This is a genomic window from Shewanella inventionis (genome assembly GCF_019931735.1).
In the GTDB taxonomy this organism is placed as follows: Bacteria; Pseudomonadota; Gammaproteobacteria; order Enterobacterales; family Shewanellaceae; genus Shewanella; species Shewanella inventionis.
Window position 1 is genome coordinate 4,015,579 of sequence record NZ_CP082926.1, and the last position, 24,058, is coordinate 4,039,636.

Here is a 24,058-nt window from a genome sequence, read left to right on the forward strand (position 1 = left end):
TGTCCTTTACTCAAATTACATCGAATAAAAAAGGTATTGATAATCTACTTATCAATACCTTAGTTGATTATTTATCGCATTACGAATTACATCTGCAATAAGATCAACCCATGCTAAAAATATAAACCAACATTGATGTTCAATCTAGAGTGCCAGCCGGTGTCACCATTATCAATGCCTACACCTGAACCATTGATAAAGTACATGTTTTTACCCGCAATCCAATCAACGTAAGAATAAAACTTGCCCGCTGTAATTGCACAGCCAGTGACGTTTTGAATAGAGTCGGCTAAGCCATCACCCGACACCATCACTTGGCTATAATCGTTGTAGCAATTTAATTGGGTAATTGGCCCCCAATCAACATCAAACGACTTAGCAATGTTAACGATTGCCACATCAGCTTCAGCAGCTATATCTGATTGATACTGAAAAGCGCCAATAGCTACACGGTTGCTGTCTACGTCATAGTCGTAATGCATATATTGAACTTGTAATTGCCATTTTTGCCAGTCGGCTTGCCAATGTGCTGCAGCAGCAATGCTGTCTGAGTCTTCACCATTGACGTTTGCTGCATCGGCCACAAAATCTAACTGACTAAACTGAAGCGAACCACCTAACTTATGAGTCACCTCACCTGTAGTAAATTCACGTTCAATACGCGCATTTACTTGGCCAGATTCTTCGTATGGCGAATCACCGGTTGTTGCTACGTCAAAGGAGTAACGGTCATAACGTGATCCATTGGCGTATTCATCATTAGCAAAGTAGGCTACATCGTAACGCCAGCCATTTTGTTCATTTTTGTAATGCACACCAGCATCGTAATCATCTTCGAAACCAAGATAATAAGCAGCGCTAAACCAGAATGAATGTGCGGCATATGGCAAAAAACCAAATGGCACTTGAGTGACACCAACTTGTACCGACTGGGTTTCATCGAATTGATATCCCATATAAGCATGGTGTATCGCATCCATATCTTGATACCAGCGGTATTGCGCCGATGCAAATAAACCATCTTTAGATTGGTAATTAACATCTGCACGAAATAGTTCAAACTCTAACTTTGCGTTATCGTCATAATCTTTCCAGCCATAGTTAATGCGAACGGCACCACCAACATCTACCTCGTCGGTCACTTTAACTGCCAGTGCGGAGAATGAAAACAAAACAAGTGAAGTAGAAAGTGCAAATTTTTGCCATAAAAGCATGGGGCATCCTTGATAGGGAAATATAAATATTGAAATCAGTCAGCGATTATAACAAAAAAGGCCACAAGTTACTGCTTATGACCTCTCGAATTTAACTCAATGCTTAATATAATTAGCCAAGTTACCCCATATCCAAGGTTATGCCTTCCATCGTTCCTGCTGATGCGGCTTCGTTACCTTGCAATTTAATCATGAGACGTAAATCGTTTGGCGAGTCGGCGTGGTGCAATGCATCTGCGTAACTGATTTCGCCTTCGAGGTATAAGTCTAATAACGCTTGGTCAAACGTTTGCATACCCTGCTCGCGAGATTTACCCATGGTTTCTTTGAGTAAATGCAGCTCGTTTTTAGCAATAAGGCTCGCAACACGGGGGGTGTTAATTAATACTTCAATTGCTGCGCGGCGGCCTGTACCGTCAGATTTAGGGATAAGTTGCTGTGCCACGATGCCGCGTAGGTTTAACGACAAATCGAACAGTAATTGATTGTGCTTACTCTCTGGCACTAAATGCATAATACGGTCTAGTGCTTGGTTGGCGTTGTTTGCGTGCAATGTTGCCATACATAAATGGCCAGTTTCAGCAAAGGATAACGCAAACTCCATTGTTTCTTGGGTTCGGATTTCACCAATTAAGATAACATCGGGCGCTTGGCGCAGTGAGCTTTTCAGTGCCGCATCAAATGAGTCAGTGTCGATACCCACTTCGCGCTGAGTAATAATACTTTTGCGGTGGTTATGAACAAACTCGACTGGATCTTCAATGGTTAAAATATGACCGCGAGCGTGGGCGTTGCGGTAACCTACCAGCGCGGCAAGTGATGTTGATTTACCTGTACCTGTCCCACCTACCATAATGATTAGGCCACGCTTACTCATGACTAAATCTTTAAGAATGGCAGGCAGCTTTAAGTCGTCAACTTCTGGAATATTGGTTTCAATACGACGCATAACACAGCCAGCAGACTCTCGTTGCCAGAAGGCACTTACACGAAAACGGCCAAGCTCTTTGGCCGCAAATGCAAAGTTACACTCACTGGTGTCATGAAACTCTTTTTTCTGTACGTCAGACATTAGCGACTCAACAAAAGCTAAAGACTGCTGTGGTGTTAATTTGGTTTCTGATAACTGACGTAACTCACCATCAATTTTGGCACTTGGCGGAAAACCGGCAGTAATAAATAAATCTGAGGCCTTTTTCTCGACCATAATATTTAAAAACGGACGAACATCCATGATTCTAATCCTTAAAAATTAGCTTGTTTATTCGAGCTCTTTTGCATTGCATCTTCACGAGTAATGAGCCCGCGATTAACTAGATTTTGCAAACATTGATCTAGCGTTTGCATACCATGTGCCATACCCGTTTGAATGGCAGAGTACATTTGCGCGACTTTATCTTCACGGATAAGGTTACGAATTGCCGGTGTACCCATCATGATTTCGTGAGCAGCAACTCGGCCACCACCAATTTTTTTAATTAAGGTTTGTGAAATAACAGCCTGAAGCGATTCAGACAGCATGGTTCGTACCATACTCTTTTCACCTTCAGGGAAAACGTCAACGATACGGTCAATGGTTTTAGCCGCCGAGGTGGTGTGCAAGGTACCAAAAACTAAGTGACCGGTTTCGGCTGCGGTCATCGCTAATCGAATGGTTTCAAGGTCACGCATCTCACCAACGAGGATAACGTCAGGGTCTTCACGCAATGCACTTCTTAGGGCAGCATTGAAGCTGTGGGTGTGTTTGTGAACTTCACGTTGGTTAACTAAGCATTGTTTATTTTGGTGAACGAATTCGATAGGATCTTCAATGGTTAAAATGTGTTCGTGACGGTTTTCATTAATATAGTCGACCATGCCTGCAAGGGTTGTTGATTTACCCGAACCAGTTGGCCCTGTTACTAGCACTAATCCACGTGGAAAACTGGATATTTTTTTGAAAATCTCAGGGGCACCAAGTTGCTCTAACGATAAAATATCTGACGGAATGGTACGAAATACAGCGCCAGCACCGCGAGCCTGATTAAACGCGTTAACACGAAAACGAGCAAGGTTAGGCACTTCAAATGAAAAGTCGATTTCGAGGTGTTCTTCGTAGTCTTTTCGTTGCTTATCGTTCATGATGTCGTAAACCAGACTATGAACACCTTGATGATCGAGTGCGGGTAAGTTAATTTTTCGCACTTCACCGTCGACACGGATCATAGGAGATACACCTGCAGAAAGGTGTAGATCTGATGCTTTGTGTTTTACACTAAAAGCGAGTAATTCAGTGATTTCCATTGTAGAGACATCCATTTAATCAACATTATGACAACAATAGCAGACAGAATATCAATCGCCCAGCGCAGAATTAACCAAGCGGCGCAAAATTGTTCGCGAACGCCAAGCGACATCAGCTTACTTGCGGTCAGTAAAACTAAACCTATCAATGACATTGTTGCAGCATACGATGCAGGACAACGTCAATTTGGCGAGAATTATGTCCAGGAAGGTGAGGCAAAAATTACAGCCCTTGCTGGTGATTACCCCGATATTGAATGGCATTTTATTGGCCCATTACAATCAAATAAAACCAAAATTGTCGCCGAACATTTTGATTGGATGCATACCATCAGCCGCGACAAAATAGCCCAAAGGTTAAATGATCAACGCCCCGCACACAAAAAGCCGTTAAATGTGTGCATTCAAGTTAACATTAGCCAAGAAGACAGCAAGTCAGGTGTTGATGCCGCAGAGGTTGCCTCGTTAGCGCTTACTATCAGCAAGCTGCCAAATATAACGCTGCGGGGACTAATGGCAATTCCAACCGCCACAGACAATACCGATCTCCAGCAACAAGAATTTGCCAAACTAAAAACACTCTACGATCAACTAAAACAGCAATACCCAAGCATTGACACCTTATCGATGGGAATGAGCGGCGACATGGATATTGCTATAGCTAATGGCTCAACCATGGTGCGTATCGGTAGCGCGATTTTTGGTGAGAGATAAGTGATTTAGGTTCTAGGAGCTAGGTTCTAGGAACTCGCAGGCTCGCCAGAGGGTCTAGATTCTAGGAACTCGCAGGCTCGCCTGAGAGCGGACTTCGTCCTGCTAGATTCTAGAAGCGAAGCGCCCTAGCTAAATCTACCCGGTTGTCATCCCTGAGATCTTTTATCAGGGATCCAGGTGTTTCTGTAGATCTTAAAAGCGATTACGGAGTACAGAACGCTTTGCTTACGGGTTCTAGGAGCTCGCAGGCTCGCCTGAGAGCGGACTTCGTCCTTCTAGATTCTAGAAGCGTAGCGCCCTCGAAGTGACGAAGTCACGCCCTAGCAACTAGAAGCGCAGCGCCCTAGCAGTGACGAAGTCACGTCCTAGAACCTAGCAGCGTAGCGCCCTAGTAGTGACGCAGTCACGCCCTAGTACCTAGCAGCGAAGCGCCCTAGCAGTGACGCAGTCACGCCCTAGAACCTAGAACCTAGCAGCGCAGCGTCCTTTTATGTAACATAGCGCCATTAACGATTTAAATTCACTCTCTTAATGGATGTAATTGAAATGACTCAAGCAAAAGTATGTTTTATCGGTGCGGGCAATATGACTCGCAGTATTATTAGTGGCTTAGTCAAACATGGTTACCCAAGTGCACTTATTCATGCAACGAACCCAAGCCAGGGTAAGTTAGATGCGCTGCAACAAGATTTCTCTATTGAAGTGTCTAATGATAACGCAGCGGCGGCTCAAGCCGCAGATGTAATTGTATTAAGTGTAAAACCGCAACTGATGGAAGCGGTATGTAATGCACTTAGCCACCTTAATTTAGCCGATAAGTTAATCATCACTATCGCTGCAGGTATCCCTGCTGCTCGTTATCAAGAATATTTTAAGCAGCCTATTACGCTTATTCGTACTATGCCAAATACCCCAACTCAAATTGGCTATGGTATGACTGGCATATACGCTGAAGACAATATTTCAGCTGAGCATAAAGCCATATGCGAAACCTTAATGCAAAGCGGTGGCAACGTGGTTTGGGTTGATAGTGAAGAAGGATTAAACCAGGTGATAGCACTGTCTGGTAGCTCTCCGGCTTACTTCTTTCTATTTATTGAATCAATGATTGCCTCTGGTGTAAAAATGGGTATGCCAGAAGACAAAGCCAGATTACTCGCAGAACAAGCGGCATTAGGTGCCGCTCAAATGGTGATTCAAAATCAGCAATTGTCACTTGAGCAACTCAGAACCAACGTGATGTCAAAAGGCGGTACTACAGCTAAAGCAGTAGAAACCTTTCAGCAAGGCGACTTAGGTGGATTAGTTGATAAAGCTATGAACAACTGTGTGGCGCGGGCCCAAGAAATGGCAAAAATGTTTTAAATTAACGTTAAGCTTGAGTATAGATGAACGATTATTTATCTCAGGCTAAAATACTTGGTGATAATATTACATCGAGTGGTTAAGCGCTCGACCGTACAACAGCTCACTAAGCCCTATTTCAATTAATGGCATAAATGTAAGGCAATATTCATGAATGCAATGGTTTTTTTGATCAACACGCTGTTTGACCTATACCTGATGGTTGTCATTTTGCGCTTTTGGCTGCAATTAGTTAAAGCCGATTTTTATAATCCGTTTAGCCAATTTGTGGTAAAAGCAACTCAACCCATTATTGCGCCAATGCGCCGAGTATTACCATCAATGGGCAGCATTGATACTTCGTCAATGTTGTTAGCATTGATCGTTGTTATGCTAAAAATGTTAGTACTTACTTTAATTGCAGGCGCCAGTTTTGAGCTACTCACAATTTTGTTATTTTCAGTCGTGTCTGTGCTGAAAAATGCAGGCGTATTGCTATTTTGGATGTTACTTATTCGTGCAATTTTGAGTTGGTTTAATCAAGGATACAATCCCGTCATCATGATTATGACTCAATTAACGGAGCCAATTTTAGCCCCTGTACGTAAAATATTACCTCCACTTGGTGGCTTAGATTTATCGGTACTTGTGGTATTTATTGCGATGAATTTTTTAAACATGTTGTTTGCGCAGTACATTCCATTTTGGTCGATGATTTAAGCTTTTTAACCCAGTAACAATATTAAATGGCGGCCTGATAGTTCATATCATGTCGCCGTTAAACTACAGGAATTAATCATGTTAAAACCACTATTGAACTTACGCTATTTGGCGAGTGCATTGTTGTTGTCTATGTTGTGCTTGATTAACCTTGCACATGCAGAGCAAAAGCAACAAGTGGGTAATTTTGATATTCACTACATGGCACTTAACAGCACCTTTATCACGCCCGAAGTCGCAAAAACCTATGGTATTGAGCGAAGTGGTTATAATGGACTGGTGAATATCACAGTATTAAACACAAACTTAAAAGGCAACCCTGCGGTAGCAGTTGAGATATCAGGCATAGCCAACAACTTAATCGATGCGCGGATCACCCTTGATTTTAAAGAAATTCGCGAAGGTGATGCAATTTACTACATTGCAGAAGTGCCGTTTAGAGACGATCAAGAAGTTAATTTTGATATTGCGATAAAATATGCAAACCAACTCAATACATCACTTAAGTTTAAGCAAAAGTTTTATGTAGAATAACAAAGCGCCGATAGAACGACCTACGGTATCAACGACGCTGCCCTGCGAAAATCTAGAGACAAATCTTAGCAGCGCAGCGACCCTAGCAGTGACGAAATCACGCCCTAGGAGCTCGCAAGCTCGCAAGAGGGTCTAGATTCTAGATGCTAGAAGTGCAGCGTCCTCGTAACTCGCAGCGTAGCGCCCTAGCCCTAGCCCCTAACAGTGACGAAGTCACGCCCTCTAGCGTTCCTGCGAGCACCTAGAATCATAGCCGAAGAACCATAGTACACCGCTGCTTTGTTAGCGTATAATGTTGCAAATTTTTACCTTAGGTTGACCAATCTCATGCAATCTCCAACTCAACACATAGTGCTTGCCAGTGGTAATAAAGGCAAACTCGCTGAATTTGCCCAAATGTTTACCCACTATGGCATCGAAGTGTTACCGCAAAATCAATTTAATGTGCCAGATGTGGCCGAAACCGGTACCACTTTCGTTGAAAATGCCATCATTAAAGCGCGTCATGCTGCCGAAATTACGGGTAAACCTGCCATAGCCGATGATTCGGGTATTGAAGTTGACGCCCTTCAAGGGCAGCCTGGGATCTACTCTGCACGTTACTCGGGTTCAGGCGCGACTGAAACCAGCAATTACCTCAAATTATTAGCAGCCTTAAAAGATGAACCTCTTCGTTCTGCTCGTTTTCAGTGTGTATTGGTGTATATGCGCCATGCAAAAGACCCTACGCCGATAATTTGCCAGGCATCCTGGGAAGGCAGCATTAATATGGCGCCACAAGGTGAACAGGGCCATGGTTACGACCCAATATTTGTTCCACAAGGATTTGACTGTACTGCTGCGCAACTTAGCAGCGAGCAAAAAAATGCCCATAGTCACCGTGGTAAAGCCCTTGAGTTATTAATTAGTGCAATGAAGGCAAAGGGAATTATTGGCGAACAGCAAGTTTTCGAAACAAATGGCGGGCAATAAATGACTTTGCAGCTGCCGCCTCTTAGCCTGTATGTGCACATTCCATGGTGTGTACAAAAATGCCCTTATTGTGACTTTAATTCTCATGGCCAGCATGGTGAATTACCACAGCAGGAATATGTTGATGCGCTTTTGGCCGATTTACAGGCTGATTTGGGGTATGTGCAGGGGCGTAACCTACACACAATCTTTATTGGCGGTGGTACACCATCTTTGTTTGACGCAAGCCAAATTAAGCGTTTACTCGAGGGGGTTAATGCATTAATCCCTTTTGAAAATGATATTGAAATCACCATGGAAGCCAATCCTGGCACATTAGAGCATGACGATTTTAGCGCTTATCGTGCGGCGGGAGTAACTCGGTTATCCATTGGTGTGCAAAGTTTTTCTAAAGATAAACTTAATTTACTTGGGCGGATTCATAACGAAGATGAAGCAAAAGTCGCGGCAAAAAAAGCCAAACAAGCTGACTACTTAAGTTTTAATCTCGACTTGATGCACGGCCTGCCAAACCAAAGCTTTGCTGAAGCAATGCACGATATAGACACGGCCACAGCGCTTGCTCCACCGCACTTGTCTTGGTATCAACTCACCATTGAGCCCAACACCCTATTTCATTCAAAACCGCCACAATTACCAGATGACGAAAACCTGTGGCAAATATACGAGCAAGGGCAAAAGAAGCTTGCAGATTTAGGTTACGAGCAATATGAAATATCTGCCTATGCCAAACCGGGTTTTCAGTGCCGTCATAACTTAAATTATTGGCAATTTGGTGATTACCTGGGCATTGGCTGCGGCGCACACGGAAAAGTCACCATCGTAGAGCAAAACCGTATCGTAAGAACAGTGAAAATTAAGCATCCTAAGGGGTATCTTGCCGCAGAGAATTACACCTTTGAAACAACAGATGTTATTGAAGAAGATCGCCCATTAGAATATTTAATGAACCGCTTAAGGTTAATGACACCCATTGCAAAAACAGAGTTTGAACAGCGCACAGGACAATCGGCTGATGTGGTTAAACTCGGTATGCAAAAATCGATTGAAAGAGGCTTACTCACTGAAACAAACACCCATTGGCAGCTCACACCAAAGGGCCACATGTTTGTAAACGATTTATTGTCGCAATTTATATAATGCAACGAATATCGCCCAACTACATTTAAATTTATCTGGCGGCTCACTGACACAAATTATGAGCCGCTTTTTTATCATAAAATACACACTTTCTAACATTTGAATTAACACATTTAGCGCAAGCTTGATTAGGATGTCATCCTATAAATTGTGTACTTTAGGAAGATATCGATGCCCATCAACACCAAAACCACCATTATTGCGGTGGCGCTATCAAGCTTATTAAGCACAAGCGCGATTGCTCACACACATTCTTCTGCCGTATTTAGCCAACAAGAAAGTCAGGCCGTGGCGACAAATAGCGAGTCAGAAAAAGCCAATGCGCTATTTGAAACCATCTTTATGGAAAATGTCTTGTCTAATCCGGTTAATCAAACCTTTCTGGGCATAAAAAAAGATTACGGCAAATGGAATGACTTATCAGAGGCGGCAGCGGATGCCGACCTTGCTCGCGCAAAAAAACAGCTGGCACAACTTAATGCAATAGATGTTACCCAACTCGATGAGCAAACCGCCCTTAGTTTTACACTTTTACAGGCTCGCATAGAGCAGACTATTGCCGACGACAAATGGCGCTACCACACTTATCCGGTTAACCAGATGTACGGTGTGCATTCTCTAGTGGCCTCAATCTTAATTAACCAACACCAAATTACCGATGAAAGTGACGCAAAGGCATACATTAGCCGCCTAAACGGCACTGAAACGCTATTAGCACAATTAGAATCCGCATTGGAGCTAAGGGCTCAAAAACACATTATCGCGCCAAAATTTGTGTTTGCTTATGTGATTGCCGACAGTAAAAATATTATTTCAGGATTTCCTTTTAGCGACTCAGGTAAAGATAATCCGCTTTGGGCAGACGCCAACCGAAAAATCAATAAACTCGAAATAAGTGACGATAAAAAACAAGCTTTGTTAACTGAAGTTAAGCAAGCATTGCTCACTAAGGTTAAACCAGCCTATGAGCAGTTAATTAGTTATACCAAAACCTTAGAAGCCCGCGCCGACAACCGCGATGGGGTATGGAAATTACCCGACGGTGAAGCATTCTTTAATAATGCGCTAGCGCGGACCACAACTACTGATTTAACCGCAGATGAAATCCATCAAATTGGACTCGCTGAAGTGAGCCGTATTCATGATGAAATGCGACTTATTATGAAAAAAGTAAACTACACCGGAACCCTAGCCGAGTTTTTTACTTACATGCGTAATGACAAGCAATTTTACTACCCAGACACAAAAGAAGGCCAACAAGCCTATTTAACGCAAGCAAAAGCCTATATCGACAATATGGAATCACGTTTAGACGAAGTGTTTAAGGTTAAGCCAAAGGCTGCATTACTGGTTAAACAAGTTGAAGCATTTCGTGAAAAATCGGCTGGCAAAGCCTTCTATGATCAGCCTGCGCCTGATGGCTCGCGACCAGGTATTTACTACGCTAACTTGTACAAAATGGCTGCGATGCCTAAATACCAAATGGAAGCACTTGCATACCACGAAGGAAGCCCTGGGCATCATATGCAAATCGCTAAGGCTCAAGAATTACAAGGACTCCCAAAGTTTAGAAAATTTGGCAGTTACACCGCTTATGTTGAAGGCTGGGGCTTATATTCTGAGTATTTCCCAAAAGAAATGGGCTTGTATGTAGATCCTTATTCAGACTTTGGCCGTTTATCAATGGAACTGTGGCGCGCATGCCGTTTAGTTGTTGATACTGGCATCCATACTAAAAAGTGGACACGTGAACAAGCCATTGTTTATTACGTCGAAAACACACCAAATGCTAAGTCTGATGCAATAAAAATGGTAGAGCGCCACATCGTTATGCCATCTCAAGCTACAGCATATAAAGTGGGAATGATGAAAATTTTAGCCTTGCGAGAACAGGCCAAAAAGCAACTAGGGGATAAATTTGATATTCGAGAATTTCATAATGTTGTGCTAAGAAATGGCCCATTGCCATTAGATGTTCTTGCAGAGCAAGTGAATAAATGGCTTGAACACAGATAACCGACTTGTAAGATACACTAAGATGCAGCACTTATTGTGCTGCATTTTTTACCAATCAGCACAATGGTGTGATCATTCTGAACATCGCTTATAAAATTTTGAAGGTATAACAACTAGCTTGCTGCAATTTCTGCCTTATTATGAGCGATTTTTCCTACGCAATCTCTGATCACTTATTTATCCTGATTGGTATTATTTGGCGAAAATACAAAAAAATAACCCCAGTTCGATGCCTGGGGTAAACCAAATAACTAGGATGATGGTTTCAAAGCCGACATTGTTTTAGTTTGAAAAACGGTTGTCAGCACTGATTCAAAATTCGCTAAGTTGCTGATTTGGGCATTAACTGAAAAGGGGTCATTTCTCAGAAAATACAGGTTCAAATCATTCTGAATCAACTAGCTGCTATTGTATTAAATTGAGAACAGACTGCAACAGCAAACATTTTCATATTGAGTAAGTCATTGATTAGTAATTCAGTAAAACACTAATTAACAAATAGCTTAAATTATTGATAAACATCAACAAAAAACAAAGCCACATAAGGCTATGCGGCTTTGTTTTATTATACAAACAATGTTTCCACTTTTTTACTTAGCCTCAACTCTGGGTAAGAGATGAATAAATGACGTTGATTCTAACAATAACGCCATAAGATACATTCAAACTTGAAATTTGCGCTGATAACTACGTTATCGGTGCAAAGAGCTGTTTGAAATACATTTATTACCCACCGCTGAGGTTACTTACGAAGTTTGTATAAATGATCAAATTTAGCGTCCCAATATGGTGGGCTGCCAATATGCGTTTTAATAAAGTCGATAAATGCACTCACCTTAGGCGCTAAATGCTTACGGCGTGGGTAAACGGCCTGTAATGGCAAGTTATGCGTTAACTGCCAGTCGGGTAATAATGGCACTAATGTGCCCTGGGCAATTTCGTCTTCCATTAAATAACTGGCCAGATAAACAATCCCTAAACCACTGACGGCAGCTGATTTTAACGCTGGGGCATTGTCTACACGAAAATTACCAGAGACGCCGATTTCGCAGTAATCTTCGCCTTTTTTAAACTGCCACATACTGTGTTCGTGCCACTCACCTTGATAAACAAGACAATTATGTTCAACCAATTGTTCAGGGCGACTGATATTACCGTGCTTTGCAATATAACCAGGCGATGCAACGAGTAAAAACTGGCACTTCATTAGTGGTCTTGCAACCATACCTAATGGTAGTTGTTCTGACATGGTTAACAGTAAATCTAACCCTTCGCTAACAACATCCACTTTATGGTCAAGTAGGCTTACCTGCAATTCAAGCTCAGGATGGCGCGCCATAAAATCAGGCAAAGCTGGGATAATATGCATAGTACCAAATGACTGTGAAATACCCACTTTAAGTACGCCGCGAGTGGCGTCATTTAAATTATGCACACTGGCGACAGCTTGCTCTGCGTCGCGCAGCAATTCTTCACCCTGTAGGTACAACAAATTACCTGCTTCTGTCAGGCTCAAACTACGAGTGGTTCGCTGAATAAGCTGTACACCGAGTTTGTGCTCAAGATCAGCAACTTGTGTACTGACTTTAGATTTAGAAATACCAAGACGTCTGGCTGCAGCACTAAAACTTCCTGCTCGTGCAACATGAGTAAAAATTGCGATAGGTTCTAACAGTTCTAACATGAAAGTCGCCTTAAGCTGGTTACGACATTAATAAAATCAGGTGTTGTGTAGCTCGCTAATATGAACAGGCTCATTACTATTGGCGAGGTAAGCAATCACATCAACTCAGTCATATTTATTATTGCTAAACATAACTGCATCTAAAGTAGAGGGTATTTTCTTATATTTTGAGAGAGTATAACAAAAAAACACTCTCTTGCTCTATATTTATAATTGACAATTTTTTTATCAGAACAAAGAAAACAAGCTATGGCAGGCAGATGGGGACTTTTGCGATATAAAAAAAGCCCCTGTGTCTTGAAAAAGACGACAGGGGAGGTCAAGGAGATAGAGACTCAAATTACTGGGTGGTTTCGCCTAATTTAGCGAGGGTAAATGGTGCAAGTTCAGGGATTGCTTGTCTAGCCTGGTTTTCAAGAACTAACAGCCCTGCAAAGTCGTCACATACTTTTGTTGCTCTAGCCTCAAGACTTTGAGATTGTGATTCGAGTTGCTTTTCGATATCGCTGCCAACATTTTCCATTTTTTGAGAAAAAGCATTCATTTTTTCTTCAAAGGTGCCGCCTTCTGACGACATGATTTGGCCACCGAGTGTCATCATAAGTGCCCCCATTGAATTGGTGACCATTTGCTCTATCTCTTGTTCAAACTCTTCGTTAAAGGTTTTTTCGATAGATGCCTCGGTTGAACCAAGGTAAAACTTGTCACCCTGCTGATAGGCCATAGTGTCAACGCGTTGCTGAATACCATTCATTAATTTATCAATATGTGTACCAGCTGCATCGCCCAAAATTGGCGTTAACGCCATATTCACAGCTTGAGTGGCAATCGCAACAACATCACCTACAAGATCAATAACATCGGGTACTTGACGAGATAACTCTTCTGAGTATTGGGTCAGTAATTTTTGCTGTTTATCGTCTAGGGTTATTTTTTTACCATCTACGTATAATTGCCCTAGCTCAACACGATACTTTTCAGTGCCATTGTCACTTACTTGTAAATTTGTTGGCTCAACAGTGACATCATAATTTAACGTGACATTACACTTTTCATCATTTAATGACATTTTGGCCATGGCCGGTGTCCATGCCCCAGCAGTAAATAGCACGCTGCTTAACGCTAAACCACAAGTCAACTTTTGTTTGGTCATAATCAAAACCTTTCTTTGTTGTGAATATTATTAATTGATTAACTATACCGAATACTTAGCACAAGTCATGCCACAATCGTAAAGCACTGATTTATATAAAAATGAGAAATCTAGGTATGATAATAAAATAAGATGAACAATCTGTAGCGGCAGTGTATTAGCAAAATAAACCAAAATGTAGTCTATTTTACAAATACCAATAATAATTAATTTTGCGAGATTTGGGGTGTTTATCTTTCGTGATTAAGATTAAATAATCGATAAAGATAAACACGCCCTAATATTAAAAAATTGAACGGCCTAATTGCTGGCTTATGTGCTCAAGCATAGCGGTACCCGCAAGCGAGTTACCGTTGGTATCAAGCTCTGGAGACCAAACACAAATAGACATATCACCAGGAATAACGGCAATAATCCCACCACCAACACCACTTTTACCCGGCATACCAACGCGATAGGCAAACTCACCTGCACCATCATATAACCCTGATGTTGCTAGCAATGCATTAAGCTGTCTATTTTGTACTGGCGTTACTAGGCTATCACCGTCTAATGTTTTGCCGCGATTGGCTAAATAAAACATGGCTCTGGATAAATCAGCACAATTCATTTTTAGTGAGCAATAATGAAAGTAACTTTTAAGCACAGTGTCTACATCGCCATTAAAATTACCAAACGACTTCATTAAATAGGCAATAGAAGCATTACGAGCACTAAATTGATATTCAGAGTCGGCCACCACTTTGTCGTAAGTTACACTAGGATTTTGGCTTAACTGCCTCACCACTTCTAACATACGATGCTTTGGCGCGCCCAAACGAGCCTGCAGTAAATCAGCAATAATTAATGCACCAGCATTAATAAAGGGGTTACGAGGCTTGCCACGCTCTAGCTCAACTTGAACAAGTGAGTTAAATGAATGCCCTGAAGGTTCTTTGCCTACACGATGCCAAATTTCATCTTCTGTATATAAGTTTAACGCTAAAGTTAAACTAAACACCTTGGAAATACTTTGGATAGAAAAGGGTTCAAGGTAATCGCCAGCACCAATAGTGGTACCATCGATAGTCGTTATGGCGATCCCTATTTTGTTGGGATCAACATCGGCAAGGGCAGGAATATACCCTGCCACTTTGCCTTTGCCCAATAGCGGCCTGACTTTGTCTACCGCTTCTTGAAGGAGTAATTGCTCTGGCAATTTGGCTTATCCCCACCAGATGTCGTACAAACTGCTTACTTCGAGTCCTGATACAGGCTTACCTTGCCAAAATGCTTTAACGGCGGCAACGTCTTCGTCAGTGCATTTGCCAATAGCTTGAGTGGCAATAATGCCTTCCCATTCTTTGTGTCCACCACCGTGAAAACCCAGTTTGCGAGGCTCAATGACTTCATCAATAAATTGATCAACTAAGGCATCTATATCAGCCTCAGACACCGATTCATCAAATACCCAGTTGATGTCAAAACCTAACTCTTGAAATTCATCAACTCGTAATTTTTTACGTAAACGACGGCTACGATTTTGCGCCATGATGTACTCTCCTGTTGCTAAAATTAAGCGGTGCGCTCAAACATGATGTCCCAAACGCCATGCCCTAAACGGTGTCCGCGCGCTTCAAACTTTGTTAACGGACGATGATCTGGACGCTCAACCACGGTACCTGTTGAGGATTGATTTTTATATCCCTGTGCAGCATTCATTACTTCTAACATATGCTCACTGTAGTTTTCCCAGTCTGTTGCCATATGAAATACGCCGCCAATTTTTAACTTTCGGCGTACTAATTGAACAAACTCAGGTTGTACAATACGACGCTTATGGTGACGTTTTTTGTGCCAAGGATCGGGGAAAAACAATTGCAAACGCGCTAATGAACCATCGGCAATACTATGCTCTAACACTTCCATTGCATCATGATGATATACACGTAAGTTTGTTACTTTTGCTTCACCCGCATCGGCTAAACAAGCTCCAATGCCGGGCTTATGAACTTCAATACCAATAAAGTTTTGCTCAGGCGCTTCGCTGGCCATTTGCACTAATGACGCCCCCATACCGAAACCAATCTCAAGAACGGTATCAGCTTCGCGGCCAAACACTTTTGTTAAATCAAGTGGTTGCGGCGAATAGTCTAGCCCCATTGCTGGCCAATGTGCCTCAATCGCCTGAGATTGCCCTTTTGTTAAACGGCCTTCACGTAAAACAAAACTTCTGATTTTACGAATATACTTACCGTCTTCGTTAAATTCAGCTGTGGTAACGTCGCTCATTATTGCCTCATTGCTTACATACGTTACATAAGGTTTATGCCTAGTGAAGTTTGCCTATCACTATTTACATCAACATTACGTCATTGTTATCTGTATTAATGGCGTATTATACCTAAAGTCGCCGCACATGTTTACGCTAAATTAGCATCGAGATTTTCATCTTGCGATAAAAACCAACTCTTGTGTAATAAAATGGCTATGGATACACTGCGCCCATGAAAAAAGTCACCTCATTTGCTGAGCGCATAATCGCTTGGTATGACCTAAACGGTCGAAAAACATTGCCTTGGCAAATCAATAAAACACCTTACCGAGTTTGGGTGTCTGAGATTATGCTTCAACAAACTCAAGTTGCGACAGTTATCCCTTATTATGAAAAGTTTATGGCGAGGTTTCCTACAGTTGTCGCATTGGCTAATGCACCTCAAGATGAAGTACTGCATCTTTGGACAGGCTTAGGGTATTACGCCAGAGCGCGAAATTTACACAAAGCGGCTCAACACATTAGAGACCACTTTAATGGTGAGTTCCCGACTCATTTTGATGATGTTGTTGCCTTGTCTGGCATTGGTAAATCAACCGCGGGAGCCGTTCTGTCGTTATCGTTAGGTCAGCATCACCCTATTTTAGACGGGAATGTAAAGCGCGTATTGGCAAGACACGGTGCAATTGAAGGTTGGCCTGGCATTAAAACCGTTGAACAGCAATTGTGGCAATTAACCGAAAAATTGACTCCAAAGGCTGGAATTGAAAAATTTAATCAAGCCATGATGGATATTGGCTCTAGTGTGTGCACTAGAAGCAAACCACGGTGCGAATTATGCCCTGTGGCACTAGATTGCAAGGCTCAATTACAAGGCAACCAAAGCTTATATCCAGGTAAAAAACCTAAAAAAGTAACGCCCGAAAGATCCGCCTTTATGCTGGTAATGGTAGATAACAGCCAAAACATAACCAAAGTACACTTGGTTCAACGTCCTCCGGCGGGCATTTGGGGTGGGCTATGGTGTTTTCCGCAGTTTGAAACTCAGGCAGAATTATCCGATTATTTGCACATGCATAATCTGGTTGCCTCTGAGCAAGGTCTTGCTGGGTTTAGGCACACTTTTAGCCATTTTCATCTCGACATACAACCTGTACTGGTTGAGATAACACCTGAGTCGGCAACCAGTATCATGGAACAAAACGCTGCGCTCTGGTATAACATACAACAACCTGCGAAAGTTGGGTTAGCGGCAGCCACAGAGCGTATTTTGTCTAATTTAGCCGTCCTTTTCGCGACACATTAGTTTTATTTGTATTTACGTTAGTAAGGAATCATCATGGCTCGCACAGTTCAGTGTCTTCATCTTAATAAATCTGCCGACGGATTAGATTTTCAGCTTTACCCTGGAGAAATCGGCAAGCGTATTTATGACAATATCAGTAAAGAAGCCTGGGGCTTATGGCAGAAAAAGCAAACTATGCTCATCAATGAGAAAAAACTTAACATGATGAACATAGATGACAGGAAATTTTTAGAAACTCAAATGTTGAGTTTTTTATTTGAAGGTAAAGACGTTGAAATCGAAGGTTATGTGCCGCCGAGTGAAGACGAATAACTGACCTAAACTCAACATAAAAATATACATAAAGCCGCTTTTTAGCGGCTTTATGTTTTTCAGTACAATTATTGCTTAACCCCTTCAACGACAAGATCAAGTACTACATTTGCTGATGCAGGGCCTAGATCCATTTTTACGCCGTAGTCTTTCATTGCAAATGTGGTTTTACCGGTAAAACCTGCACGATAACCGCCCCATGGATCTTTACCTTCACCGATGGCCTTTGCATCTATGCTTAATGGCTTGGTCACACCATTAAAGGTAAAATCACCATTTATCACAAATTGATTATTACCATTATCAACTATAGAGGTAGACACAAAACTGGCTTCAGGGAATTTGTCAGTATTTAAAAAGTCTGCACTGCGTAGATGCTTGTCACGCTCAGCATGGTTAGAGTCAACACTGGTAGTATTGATTTTTACATTGACTTTAGCGTCGGCAATTTTAGCTTGATCAAAACTAAAGTTACCGGAAAAATCATTAAAGCGCCCAACAACAAAACTGTAGCCCAAATGACTAACACTAAATTGAATTGAGGCATGTGCCCCTTGTGTATCAATAACATAATCGGCAGCATTAGCAGATACCGATAAAAATAAAGATGAGCCAATCATTGCCGCAAGTAGATGTTTTTTCATTATGTTGTCCTTTAATGTGTATCTATAAAATTAATTATGTCCAAACCTGTAGCGTTACTTTCTGCGAGCAGGTTTGAGCATCCTCGTTAAGGTATTATCTTTGTCAAAGAGGTGATGCTTTATGGCACCTAAAGCATGCAATACAACTAAGACGATTAAAGTGTATGCAAGATATTGGTGTACCACGCCAGCGATGTCTGCCTGGTCATCCATAAATGCATTCGGAAATGGCACAGCAAACCAATCAAAAACCCATATATCACGACCATCTGCCGTTGAAATCAAAATGCCAGACACCATGATCAATAACAGCAATACATATAATGCTCTGTGGGTCCACTTTGCTAATTGCTTTTCCCATGAGCTGTGTTCAAGTGCGTTAGGCGTTGTTGACACGGCTTTCCAAAGCAATCTTAGTAAGGTTACCCCCAAAAAGAGTAGCCCTATACTTTTATGAATATGTGGCGCAGTTTGATACCAGCTACTGTAATAAGTTAGATCGACCATCCAAAAGCCAAGGCCAAACAACCCAAACACAGCGATTACTGATAACCAATGCAATAAAATCGCCGTTAAACCATAACCTGATGATGTATTGTTAAACATTCAATAGTCCTTAAATAACTCACCCCAGTTTAATACTAATTTTAAAAAAGAAAATCAGTTAAATTAGCCTATTGCATTCTAAAAAATAGAACGGTTTACGCGAGAACATCTTTTTAATCGAATAACGTTCGCATAATTAGTTCCTGTAGTGGTTTATAGCATTAGTGGTTTGCTATATTAGTGATTTACTACATTACTGGTTTAGAACATGAGTGCTTTAGCACACTGGATCACATAGCTTTCACGTCAAAAATATAAAACCTAGGTTTTTTTTCGCGATTTATTGAAATTTAGCAGTTATTAATATTGATAAACACAGTCTTTACTCAGTTTTGCCCTTCATTTTTTATAGTCAAATAGCCACTTTGCGCTAAAAACCAACGAAAACAGATAAAATTGCAGCAGTTTGCACATTAACTAGCCGAACGAGTAAAAAGATTTAAAAAGCACTTGCACGATAAAATCCATCACTATATTATGTGCGCACTCCAGACGAGACAGGCACTGATTACCAAGTTAGTACCTAGTTTGAAGTAGTAAACTAACGCTTAGTTTAGTTGCCCGAATAGCTCAGTCGGTAGAGCAGAGGATTGAAAATCCTCGTGTCCCTGGTTCGATTCCGGGTTCGGGCACCACAATTTAGCCGGCATAGCTCAGTTGGTAGAGCAACTGACTTGTAATCAGTAGGTCCCGAGTTCGACTCTTGGTGCCGGCACCATAAAAAAACAAAAAAGCCACTCATTGAGTGGCTTTTTTGTATCTGTTTATACCAATCAAGATGAATAATACCATTTCCATTAATTATGTGACCAATCAGAGTCGCTCAGACTGTTCAGTTTGAGGCGCATTGTTGAAATAATGGCTATTCCCTTCTAAGGCAATGCAACAAAGAAATGGACTGTCTGAGCGTCTCCTGCAAGGCGGGTTTCTGTGCCTTCTATGCTGCTTAATAGTATTTTGACGTAGAGCAACTATGCCTACAATCCTATTACTTGCCTAGAAGACACAGAATTCCCGCTGAATGACCAGATAATTAGTGGAATTGGTATAAGTGATCATTCTTGTGCTGTAAAAAAAAGACACCCTACTGAGTGTCTTTTTAACTGTGTCAAAAAGTGGCTATCGCCCTTGCATTTCAACTCTTGCAAGGCGATTAACTTGGTTTAACGAACCTAAATGTCCATAGATTGGACCGAGTAATCCGCGTTTTTTCAAATCTAAAAACTCGTCGTCACTTAAAGCGTTAAGTTTTTGCTCGTCAATAACATATAGACCATTAATATTGCGTTTTTCGCCAGCCACATCAACCGTTAATGTTTGATTGATTAATAAGCCTTTTTCATTTAAAAAACCGAGAATGCCACGAGTAGCTTGGTCTTGTTCATAATGACTAATTAACGCTTTCTTACGCGCGTCTAAAAATGGCGTTTCTTTACCGTCTTCGAATAAGGCTTGGCCTTCAGTTTTACTAACTTCTTTTGCTTCTTCACGGATCCCAATCCAGACTTTGTCTTTTACATCAGGATTTAGCACTAACCCCATTGGGTAATCACGAACCACAGCAGGAATGTACAAACCATGCCATTTTCCGTCTTTTACACTTAAATTTTGCCCAGGCTTTAAGCCTAGCATTGCAACTGACTGAAACTCATTAGTATCACTATTTTTAACAAATACGATTGGGTATTCTGTTGCAGCTCTACTCACTTCATGAAGCGTTACAGGCACGATATGTTGCTCTGCTACGTGTGAATAGTCACTTGGGATAAGCTTTAAATCACCGTGTTTTGTTTGTTCTAATAGTGTAATTTGGTTTTGCATCTTGGCTCCCTGAGGCACAGATTATCTTGTTTGATGTACGTATAGCGTAATTACGATACGAGAGTTAACAACTCGTTAATAACAGAAACTACCAATATCAATCTTAAATTCAAGTACATTTAGATTAAATTGTGCTTATTGCCATTAAAAGCTGCTTTATTGTGCAACAAAAAGGGCTCTAACAGTAAAAAGCCCTTGTTCGGTCAAAAAGAGCTTAATGTAATTTAAGCTTGGGGCGTTGCCAGCGCAGTAGTTTTTGAGCAACACGATACACAGATGCCGAAAACCAACCATACAAACTGGCTAAATGACGTTGGTATAATGAGATATACATTAATCGTGCGACATGGCCCTCAACGAAAAAATCACCAGAGCGTAAATTGCCCATTAAATTACCTACCGCTGAAAAACGGCTTAATGAAACCAGCGAACCATAATCTTTGTACTCAAAGGGCTTTTCGGGCTGTGATTTCATTTTTAAACATAAATTAGCATAAAGTCGATCTGCCATTTGCGCTGCAGCTTGAGCACGTGGAGGGACAGGCTTACCTGACGGTAATATAAGCTGTGCGCAATCACCTAAAGCATATATATCAGCGATGCCTTTAACTCTCATACACTCATCAACATCGATTTGATTACGAGGAGTCACAGGCAGTTGAGTGAAATTTTCAAACACTTTTGGGCCTTTTACACCTGCTGCCCACACCTTAATATTGGCTTTTATTACATCACCTGTAGCCGTTACAAATCCTTCTTTGGTGACTTCTTTTACCTGCACACCTAAATGTAATTTTACTCCGAGTTTTGATAAAACGGTTTGTGCTCTAGCGCTGACTTGTTCAGGCAGCTGCGGTAAAATTTTATTTGAGGCTTCAATAAGATTAATGTCTAGATGATCTTTACTGATATTTTGATAGCCGTACTCTTTAACAGATTCAATCACATGATGTAGTTCAGCAGCTAATTCAACACCTGTAGCCCCTGCGCCTACAATACCAATGCCTAGCTGATCCTGGGTTTCATTGAGTTGTAATAAGGCATCCATCAATTTGTGGTGAAATAAATTTGCACTATCGAGACTGTCTAGAAATATACAGTGCTTTTCGGCACCGGGCGTATTAAAGCTGTTTGAAACCCCGCCTAAAGCTAATACCAGGGTGTCATATTCGATATGACGTGCAGCAATGATCTCCTCTCCTTCATCGTTACTGACAGGAGCGAGCTGAATAGACTTAGTTTGAGGATCACACTGCGCAATTTCACCTCGAACATAGCGATAGCCATTTTTTAAGCCATGATCTCGGTATTGCACCCCTTCAATTGATTGATCTATAACTCCCACAGCAACTTCATGTAATTTGGGCTTCCAAATATGAACGGTGTTCTTATCAATCAAGCTGATATCGACTAAAGGATTGTTACCGAATTTACGCCCCAATTTTGAGGCTAAAGCTAAACCAGCAGCCCCGCCACCCACGATAACAATTCTTTGTTGCATAATTTACCTCTGAAACCCTATAAAACAATACGACTAACAAAATCAACTGACATTAAAAAGGCCCTAATGGGCCTTATACTGCTTCTTCGTTTTCTTCACCGGTACGGATACGAATAACGCGCTCGACATCAGTCACGAAAATTTTACCATCACCAATTTTACCTGTTCTGGCGGTATCAACAATCACATCGATGGCTCTCTCTAGTAGCTCATCTTGGATCACGAGCTCAATTTTAACCTTAGGTAAAAAATCAACCATGTATTCTGCACCGCGATAAAGCTCAGTATGGCCTTTTTGGCGTCCAAACCCTTTTACTTCTGACACTGTCATACCCGTAATGCCAATCTCAGCGAGTGACTCACGCACATCATCAAGTTTAAATGGTTTAATAATGGCTTCGACTTTTTTCATTACATACTCCTGTCATCGGCTAATTCTTGGTTAAGCGTTTGTCGTAGTTGACGTTTATGGTAACCAAATTTATTGCAAATATCTTACTTGAATCTACAGCAAATTGTCGCTGCTATTTTGCGTATTTAGAAAAAGATATTTCACAGCAAACACATTGGTCATTTTCTATACTATTGAGCTCATGGCTGGATGCTCCACTAGATTAAGGATGAACTAACATGACCGCTATTTATCTCACTAAGGGCTTTAGCCTTATTGAAGTCATTGTAACAAGTTTGCTAATTATGTTGCTCTCACTCATTGCTATCCCCTCTTTTAGTGCCGTTAATGAACAGATTAGAGCGCAAAGCAGTATTAAAGTAATACAACAAACAATTCAATTTGGTCGTAATATGGCCATTACTTATGGAACAAGGGTGACGGTATGCCCTATTGTTGATAACAAATGTTCTGCTGATTGGAGTATTGGTTTAAGCGTATTTATTGATCAAGGCAAAAAGAATCAATTAGATGCTAATGATCAAATACTACAGCAAACATCTGCATTTAATGAAAATGATTATGTTAGCTATAACCGCGCAGCTGTTCGCTTTCAACCTGATGGATTAGCATCTGGCACTAATGGCACACTAACGTATTGCCCTGGGACGGTTGATAGCGAATACTCAAAAGCTGTGATTGTCAATCAAGCTGGCCGAGCAAGAATGTCGAAAAAGAAGAACATCATATGTAAGTCAAATTAACTTAGTAAATAGTGAGATAGATATTGTGAAATGACCGAACCTCAAGACAATAAATAACCAATTAAACGCTGTAATTCACGCTGTGCTTAGTTATACTCTTCTTATATAGCTGAGGATACACACATGAAAAATTTACAGCCAGGTTTTACCTTAGTCGAGGTGATGGTTACGGTTGTTATAGCCGCAATTCTTATTACTGTTGCAGTGCCTTCATTGAATTCTCTCTATGAAGGAATAAGAGCAAGAAGCGCAATTAGCACTATTGAATCTTCACTCGTGTTTGCTAGAAGCCAAGCTGTTAGTTATGGCAGTAGAGTATCTGTTTGCCCCATGACATCGACATCCTGTGGTACTGACTGGACACAAGGTTTTAGCGTATTTATTGATAACGGGACTATTGGTGCAATAGATACTACTAACGGTATTACTGATACTGTATTACGTAAAGTTGATGCATTTCACAGTAACGACATTATTAAATCTGACTTATCTCGATATAGTTTTAACCCAGATGGCATGGCGACTAATGGGCTAAGTGGCACTTTCAGATACTGCCCTGGTGCTGCTGACAGCAGCTCTTCTGAGGCCGTCAGCATTAATTCATCAGGTAGAATGTCTAAAGTTACTACAACAGTGACTTGCAGTTAGTAAAAAGGCTTACAAATGTAAGCCTTTTTCATTTTAA

The 24,058-nt window shown here is 41.3% G+C and carries 24 protein-coding genes and 2 tRNA genes; 13 read left to right on the plus strand and 13 right to left on the minus strand.

The window, feature by feature from the left end:
• Positions 1-113: 113 nt before the first annotated feature.
• The 3 genes from K8B83_RS17900 to K8B83_RS17910 form a co-directional block, all read right to left on the minus strand.
• Entirely contained in the window at positions 114-1,214 is a 1,101-nt protein-coding gene (locus tag K8B83_RS17900; protein ID WP_188739331.1) for a hypothetical protein, read from the minus strand.
• Positions 1,215-1,335: 121 nt separating this feature from the next.
• The gene (locus K8B83_RS17905) at positions 1,336-2,448 is read right to left on the minus strand and encodes a PilT/PilU family type 4a pilus ATPase (RefSeq protein WP_188739330.1); all 1,113 of its coding nucleotides are present in this window, start codon (positions 2,446-2,448) and stop codon (positions 1,336-1,338) included.
• 11 nt (positions 2,449-2,459) lie between these two features.
• A complete protein-coding gene (locus tag K8B83_RS17910; RefSeq protein ID WP_188739329.1) occupies positions 2,460-3,497 on the minus strand; it encodes a type IV pilus twitching motility protein PilT in 1,038 nt (345 codons plus the stop codon).
• Positions 3,498-3,524: 27 nt separating this feature from the next.
• Here K8B83_RS17910 and K8B83_RS17915 point away from each other — a divergent pair, with 27 nt between their 5' ends.
• From K8B83_RS17915 to K8B83_RS17945, 7 genes are all read left to right on the plus strand, one after another.
• Positions 3,525-4,211 (plus strand): YggS family pyridoxal phosphate-dependent enzyme, encoded by a 687-nt coding sequence (locus K8B83_RS17915; RefSeq protein ID WP_188739328.1) that lies wholly within the window; start codon positions 3,525-3,527, stop codon positions 4,209-4,211.
• 546 nt (positions 4,212-4,757) lie between these two features.
• Positions 4,758-5,576, plus strand: coding sequence for a pyrroline-5-carboxylate reductase (gene proC, locus K8B83_RS17920; RefSeq protein ID WP_188739327.1), 819 nt, complete (start codon positions 4,758-4,760; stop codon positions 5,574-5,576).
• A gap of 150 nt (positions 5,577-5,726) precedes the next feature.
• On the plus strand, positions 5,727-6,275 hold the full coding sequence (locus K8B83_RS17925; RefSeq protein ID WP_188739326.1) for a YggT family protein: 549 nt from the start codon (positions 5,727-5,729) through the stop codon (positions 6,273-6,275).
• Positions 6,276-6,407: 132 nt separating this feature from the next.
• On the plus strand, positions 6,408-6,809 hold the full coding sequence (locus K8B83_RS17930; protein ID WP_223420107.1) for a DUF4426 domain-containing protein: 402 nt from the start codon (positions 6,408-6,410) through the stop codon (positions 6,807-6,809).
• 327 nt (positions 6,810-7,136) lie between these two features.
• Complete coding sequence (gene rdgB / locus K8B83_RS17935; RefSeq protein WP_188739324.1) at positions 7,137-7,781, plus strand: RdgB/HAM1 family non-canonical purine NTP pyrophosphatase; 645 nt, start codon at positions 7,137-7,139, stop codon at positions 7,779-7,781.
• Positions 7,782-8,921: a radical SAM family heme chaperone HemW gene (hemW, locus tag K8B83_RS17940; protein ID WP_188739323.1), complete on the plus strand. Its 1,140-nt coding sequence runs from the start codon at positions 7,782-7,784 to the stop codon at positions 8,919-8,921.
• A 171-nt stretch (positions 8,922-9,092) separates the two neighbouring features.
• On the plus strand, positions 9,093-10,937 hold the full coding sequence (locus tag K8B83_RS17945; protein WP_223418578.1) for a DUF885 domain-containing protein: 1,845 nt from the start codon (positions 9,093-9,095) through the stop codon (positions 10,935-10,937).
• 742 nt (positions 10,938-11,679) lie between these two features.
• On the opposite strand, the gene K8B83_RS17950 is transcribed toward K8B83_RS17945, so the two are convergent.
• The 5 genes from K8B83_RS17950 to trmB all read right to left on the minus strand — a co-directional run bounded on the left by K8B83_RS17950 (position 11,680) and on the right by trmB (position 16,045).
• Complete coding sequence (locus tag K8B83_RS17950; RefSeq protein WP_188739321.1) at positions 11,680-12,621, minus strand: LysR family transcriptional regulator; 942 nt, start codon at positions 12,619-12,621, stop codon at positions 11,680-11,682.
• A 340-nt stretch (positions 12,622-12,961) separates the two neighbouring features.
• Positions 12,962-13,774, minus strand: coding sequence for a YggN family protein (locus K8B83_RS17955; RefSeq protein WP_223418579.1), 813 nt, complete (start codon positions 13,772-13,774; stop codon positions 12,962-12,964).
• A 283-nt stretch (positions 13,775-14,057) separates the two neighbouring features.
• Entirely contained in the window at positions 14,058-14,972 is a 915-nt protein-coding gene (glsB, locus tag K8B83_RS17960) for a glutaminase B (protein ID WP_188739319.1), read from the minus strand.
• Between the two features lie 6 nt (positions 14,973-14,978).
• Positions 14,979-15,305: a YggL family protein gene (locus K8B83_RS17965; protein ID WP_188739318.1), complete on the minus strand. Its 327-nt coding sequence runs from the start codon at positions 15,303-15,305 to the stop codon at positions 14,979-14,981.
• A gap of 23 nt (positions 15,306-15,328) precedes the next feature.
• Positions 15,329-16,045, minus strand: a complete 717-nt coding sequence (trmB, locus tag K8B83_RS17970; RefSeq protein WP_188739317.1) for a tRNA (guanosine(46)-N7)-methyltransferase TrmB — start codon at positions 16,043-16,045, stop codon at positions 15,329-15,331.
• Between the two features lie 215 nt (positions 16,046-16,260).
• Here trmB and mutY point away from each other — a divergent pair, with 215 nt between their 5' ends.
• Both mutY and K8B83_RS17980 read left to right on the plus strand, forming a co-directional pair.
• Positions 16,261-17,334 (plus strand): A/G-specific adenine glycosylase, encoded by a 1,074-nt coding sequence (gene mutY, locus K8B83_RS17975; protein ID WP_223418581.1) that lies wholly within the window; start codon positions 16,261-16,263, stop codon positions 17,332-17,334.
• A 33-nt stretch (positions 17,335-17,367) separates the two neighbouring features.
• Positions 17,368-17,646, plus strand: a complete 279-nt coding sequence (locus K8B83_RS17980; RefSeq protein ID WP_188739315.1) for an oxidative damage protection protein — start codon at positions 17,368-17,370, stop codon at positions 17,644-17,646.
• 68 nt (positions 17,647-17,714) lie between these two features.
• Here the strand turns inward: K8B83_RS17980 and K8B83_RS17985 are convergent, their stop codons facing one another.
• Together K8B83_RS17985 and K8B83_RS17990 are read right to left on the minus strand one after the other, a co-directional pair.
• Positions 17,715-18,290 (minus strand): YceI family protein, encoded by a 576-nt coding sequence (locus K8B83_RS17985; protein WP_188739314.1) that lies wholly within the window; start codon positions 18,288-18,290, stop codon positions 17,715-17,717.
• 54 nt (positions 18,291-18,344) lie between these two features.
• Positions 18,345-18,896, minus strand: coding sequence for a cytochrome b (locus tag K8B83_RS17990; RefSeq protein WP_188739313.1), 552 nt, complete (start codon positions 18,894-18,896; stop codon positions 18,345-18,347).
• Positions 18,897-19,455: 559 nt separating this feature from the next.
• On the opposite strand from K8B83_RS17990, the gene K8B83_RS17995 reads away from it, so the two are divergent.
• Positions 19,456-19,531 (plus strand) — tRNA-Phe (locus K8B83_RS17995).
• A gap of 7 nt (positions 19,532-19,538) precedes the next feature.
• Positions 19,539-19,614 (plus strand) — tRNA-Thr (locus tag K8B83_RS18000).
• A 401-nt stretch (positions 19,615-20,015) separates the two neighbouring features.
• Here K8B83_RS18000 and K8B83_RS18005 read toward each other — a convergent pair.
• From K8B83_RS18005 to glnB, 3 genes are all read right to left on the minus strand, one after another.
• The gene (locus K8B83_RS18005; RefSeq protein WP_188739312.1) at positions 20,016-20,717 is read right to left on the minus strand and encodes a SapC family protein; all 702 of its coding nucleotides are present in this window, start codon (positions 20,715-20,717) and stop codon (positions 20,016-20,018) included.
• Positions 20,718-20,931: 214 nt separating this feature from the next.
• Positions 20,932-22,221: an NAD(P)/FAD-dependent oxidoreductase gene (locus K8B83_RS18010; protein ID WP_188739377.1), complete on the minus strand. Its 1,290-nt coding sequence runs from the start codon at positions 22,219-22,221 to the stop codon at positions 20,932-20,934.
• 70 nt (positions 22,222-22,291) lie between these two features.
• On the minus strand, positions 22,292-22,630 hold the full coding sequence (gene glnB, locus K8B83_RS18015; RefSeq protein ID WP_124017158.1) for a nitrogen regulatory protein P-II: 339 nt from the start codon (positions 22,628-22,630) through the stop codon (positions 22,292-22,294).
• Between the two features lie 218 nt (positions 22,631-22,848).
• Here glnB and K8B83_RS18020 point away from each other — a divergent pair, with 218 nt between their 5' ends.
• Positions 22,849-23,373, plus strand: coding sequence for a GspH/FimT family pseudopilin (locus K8B83_RS18020; protein WP_188739311.1), 525 nt, complete (start codon positions 22,849-22,851; stop codon positions 23,371-23,373).
• A 123-nt stretch (positions 23,374-23,496) separates the two neighbouring features.
• Positions 23,497-24,021: a GspH/FimT family pseudopilin gene (locus K8B83_RS18025; RefSeq protein ID WP_188739310.1), complete on the plus strand. Its 525-nt coding sequence runs from the start codon at positions 23,497-23,499 to the stop codon at positions 24,019-24,021.
• Positions 24,022-24,058: the final 37 nt, after the last annotated feature.

Coding starts and splice junctions, on each gene's coding strand:
- K8B83_RS18005 (WP_188739312.1), bottom strand. CDS start 20,717: ATGCAAAACCAAATTACACTATTAGAACAAACAAAACACGGTGATTTA.
- K8B83_RS17990 (WP_188739313.1), bottom strand. CDS start 18,896: ATGTTTAACAATACATCATCAGGTTATGGTTTAACGGCGATTTTATTG.
- K8B83_RS17965 (WP_188739318.1), bottom strand. CDS start 15,305: ATGGCGCAAAATCGTAGCCGTCGTTTACGTAAAAAATTACGAGTTGAT.
- K8B83_RS17980 (WP_188739315.1), top strand. CDS start 17,368: ATGGCTCGCACAGTTCAGTGTCTTCATCTTAATAAATCTGCCGACGGA.
- hemW (WP_188739323.1), top strand. CDS start 7,782: ATGACTTTGCAGCTGCCGCCTCTTAGCCTGTATGTGCACATTCCATGG.
- K8B83_RS17955 (WP_223418579.1), bottom strand. CDS start 13,774: ATGACCAAACAAAAGTTGACTTGTGGTTTAGCGTTAAGCAGCGTGCTA.
- K8B83_RS17925 (WP_188739326.1), top strand. CDS start 5,727: ATGAATGCAATGGTTTTTTTGATCAACACGCTGTTTGACCTATACCTG.
- trmB (WP_188739317.1), bottom strand. CDS start 16,045: ATGAGCGACGTTACCACAGCTGAATTTAACGAAGACGGTAAGTATATT.
- glnB (WP_124017158.1), bottom strand. CDS start 22,630: ATGAAAAAAGTCGAAGCCATTATTAAACCATTTAAACTTGATGATGTG.
- mutY (WP_223418581.1), top strand. CDS start 16,261: ATGAAAAAAGTCACCTCATTTGCTGAGCGCATAATCGCTTGGTATGAC.
- K8B83_RS17900 (WP_188739331.1), bottom strand. CDS start 1,214: ATGCTTTTATGGCAAAAATTTGCACTTTCTACTTCACTTGTTTTGTTT.
- K8B83_RS18020 (WP_188739311.1), top strand. CDS start 22,849: ATGACCGCTATTTATCTCACTAAGGGCTTTAGCCTTATTGAAGTCATT.
- K8B83_RS17915 (WP_188739328.1), top strand. CDS start 3,525: ATGACAACAATAGCAGACAGAATATCAATCGCCCAGCGCAGAATTAAC.
- K8B83_RS17985 (WP_188739314.1), bottom strand. CDS start 18,290: ATGAAAAAACATCTACTTGCGGCAATGATTGGCTCATCTTTATTTTTA.
- K8B83_RS17945 (WP_223418578.1), top strand. CDS start 9,093: ATGCCCATCAACACCAAAACCACCATTATTGCGGTGGCGCTATCAAGC.
- K8B83_RS17905 (WP_188739330.1), bottom strand. CDS start 2,448: ATGGATGTTCGTCCGTTTTTAAATATTATGGTCGAGAAAAAGGCCTCA.
- K8B83_RS18025 (WP_188739310.1), top strand. CDS start 23,497: ATGAAAAATTTACAGCCAGGTTTTACCTTAGTCGAGGTGATGGTTACG.
- proC (WP_188739327.1), top strand. CDS start 4,758: ATGACTCAAGCAAAAGTATGTTTTATCGGTGCGGGCAATATGACTCGC.
- K8B83_RS17930 (WP_223420107.1), top strand. CDS start 6,408: ATGTTGTGCTTGATTAACCTTGCACATGCAGAGCAAAAGCAACAAGTG.
- K8B83_RS17950 (WP_188739321.1), bottom strand. CDS start 12,621: ATGTTAGAACTGTTAGAACCTATCGCAATTTTTACTCATGTTGCACGA.
- K8B83_RS17910 (WP_188739329.1), bottom strand. CDS start 3,497: ATGGAAATCACTGAATTACTCGCTTTTAGTGTAAAACACAAAGCATCA.
- rdgB (WP_188739324.1), top strand. CDS start 7,137: ATGCAATCTCCAACTCAACACATAGTGCTTGCCAGTGGTAATAAAGGC.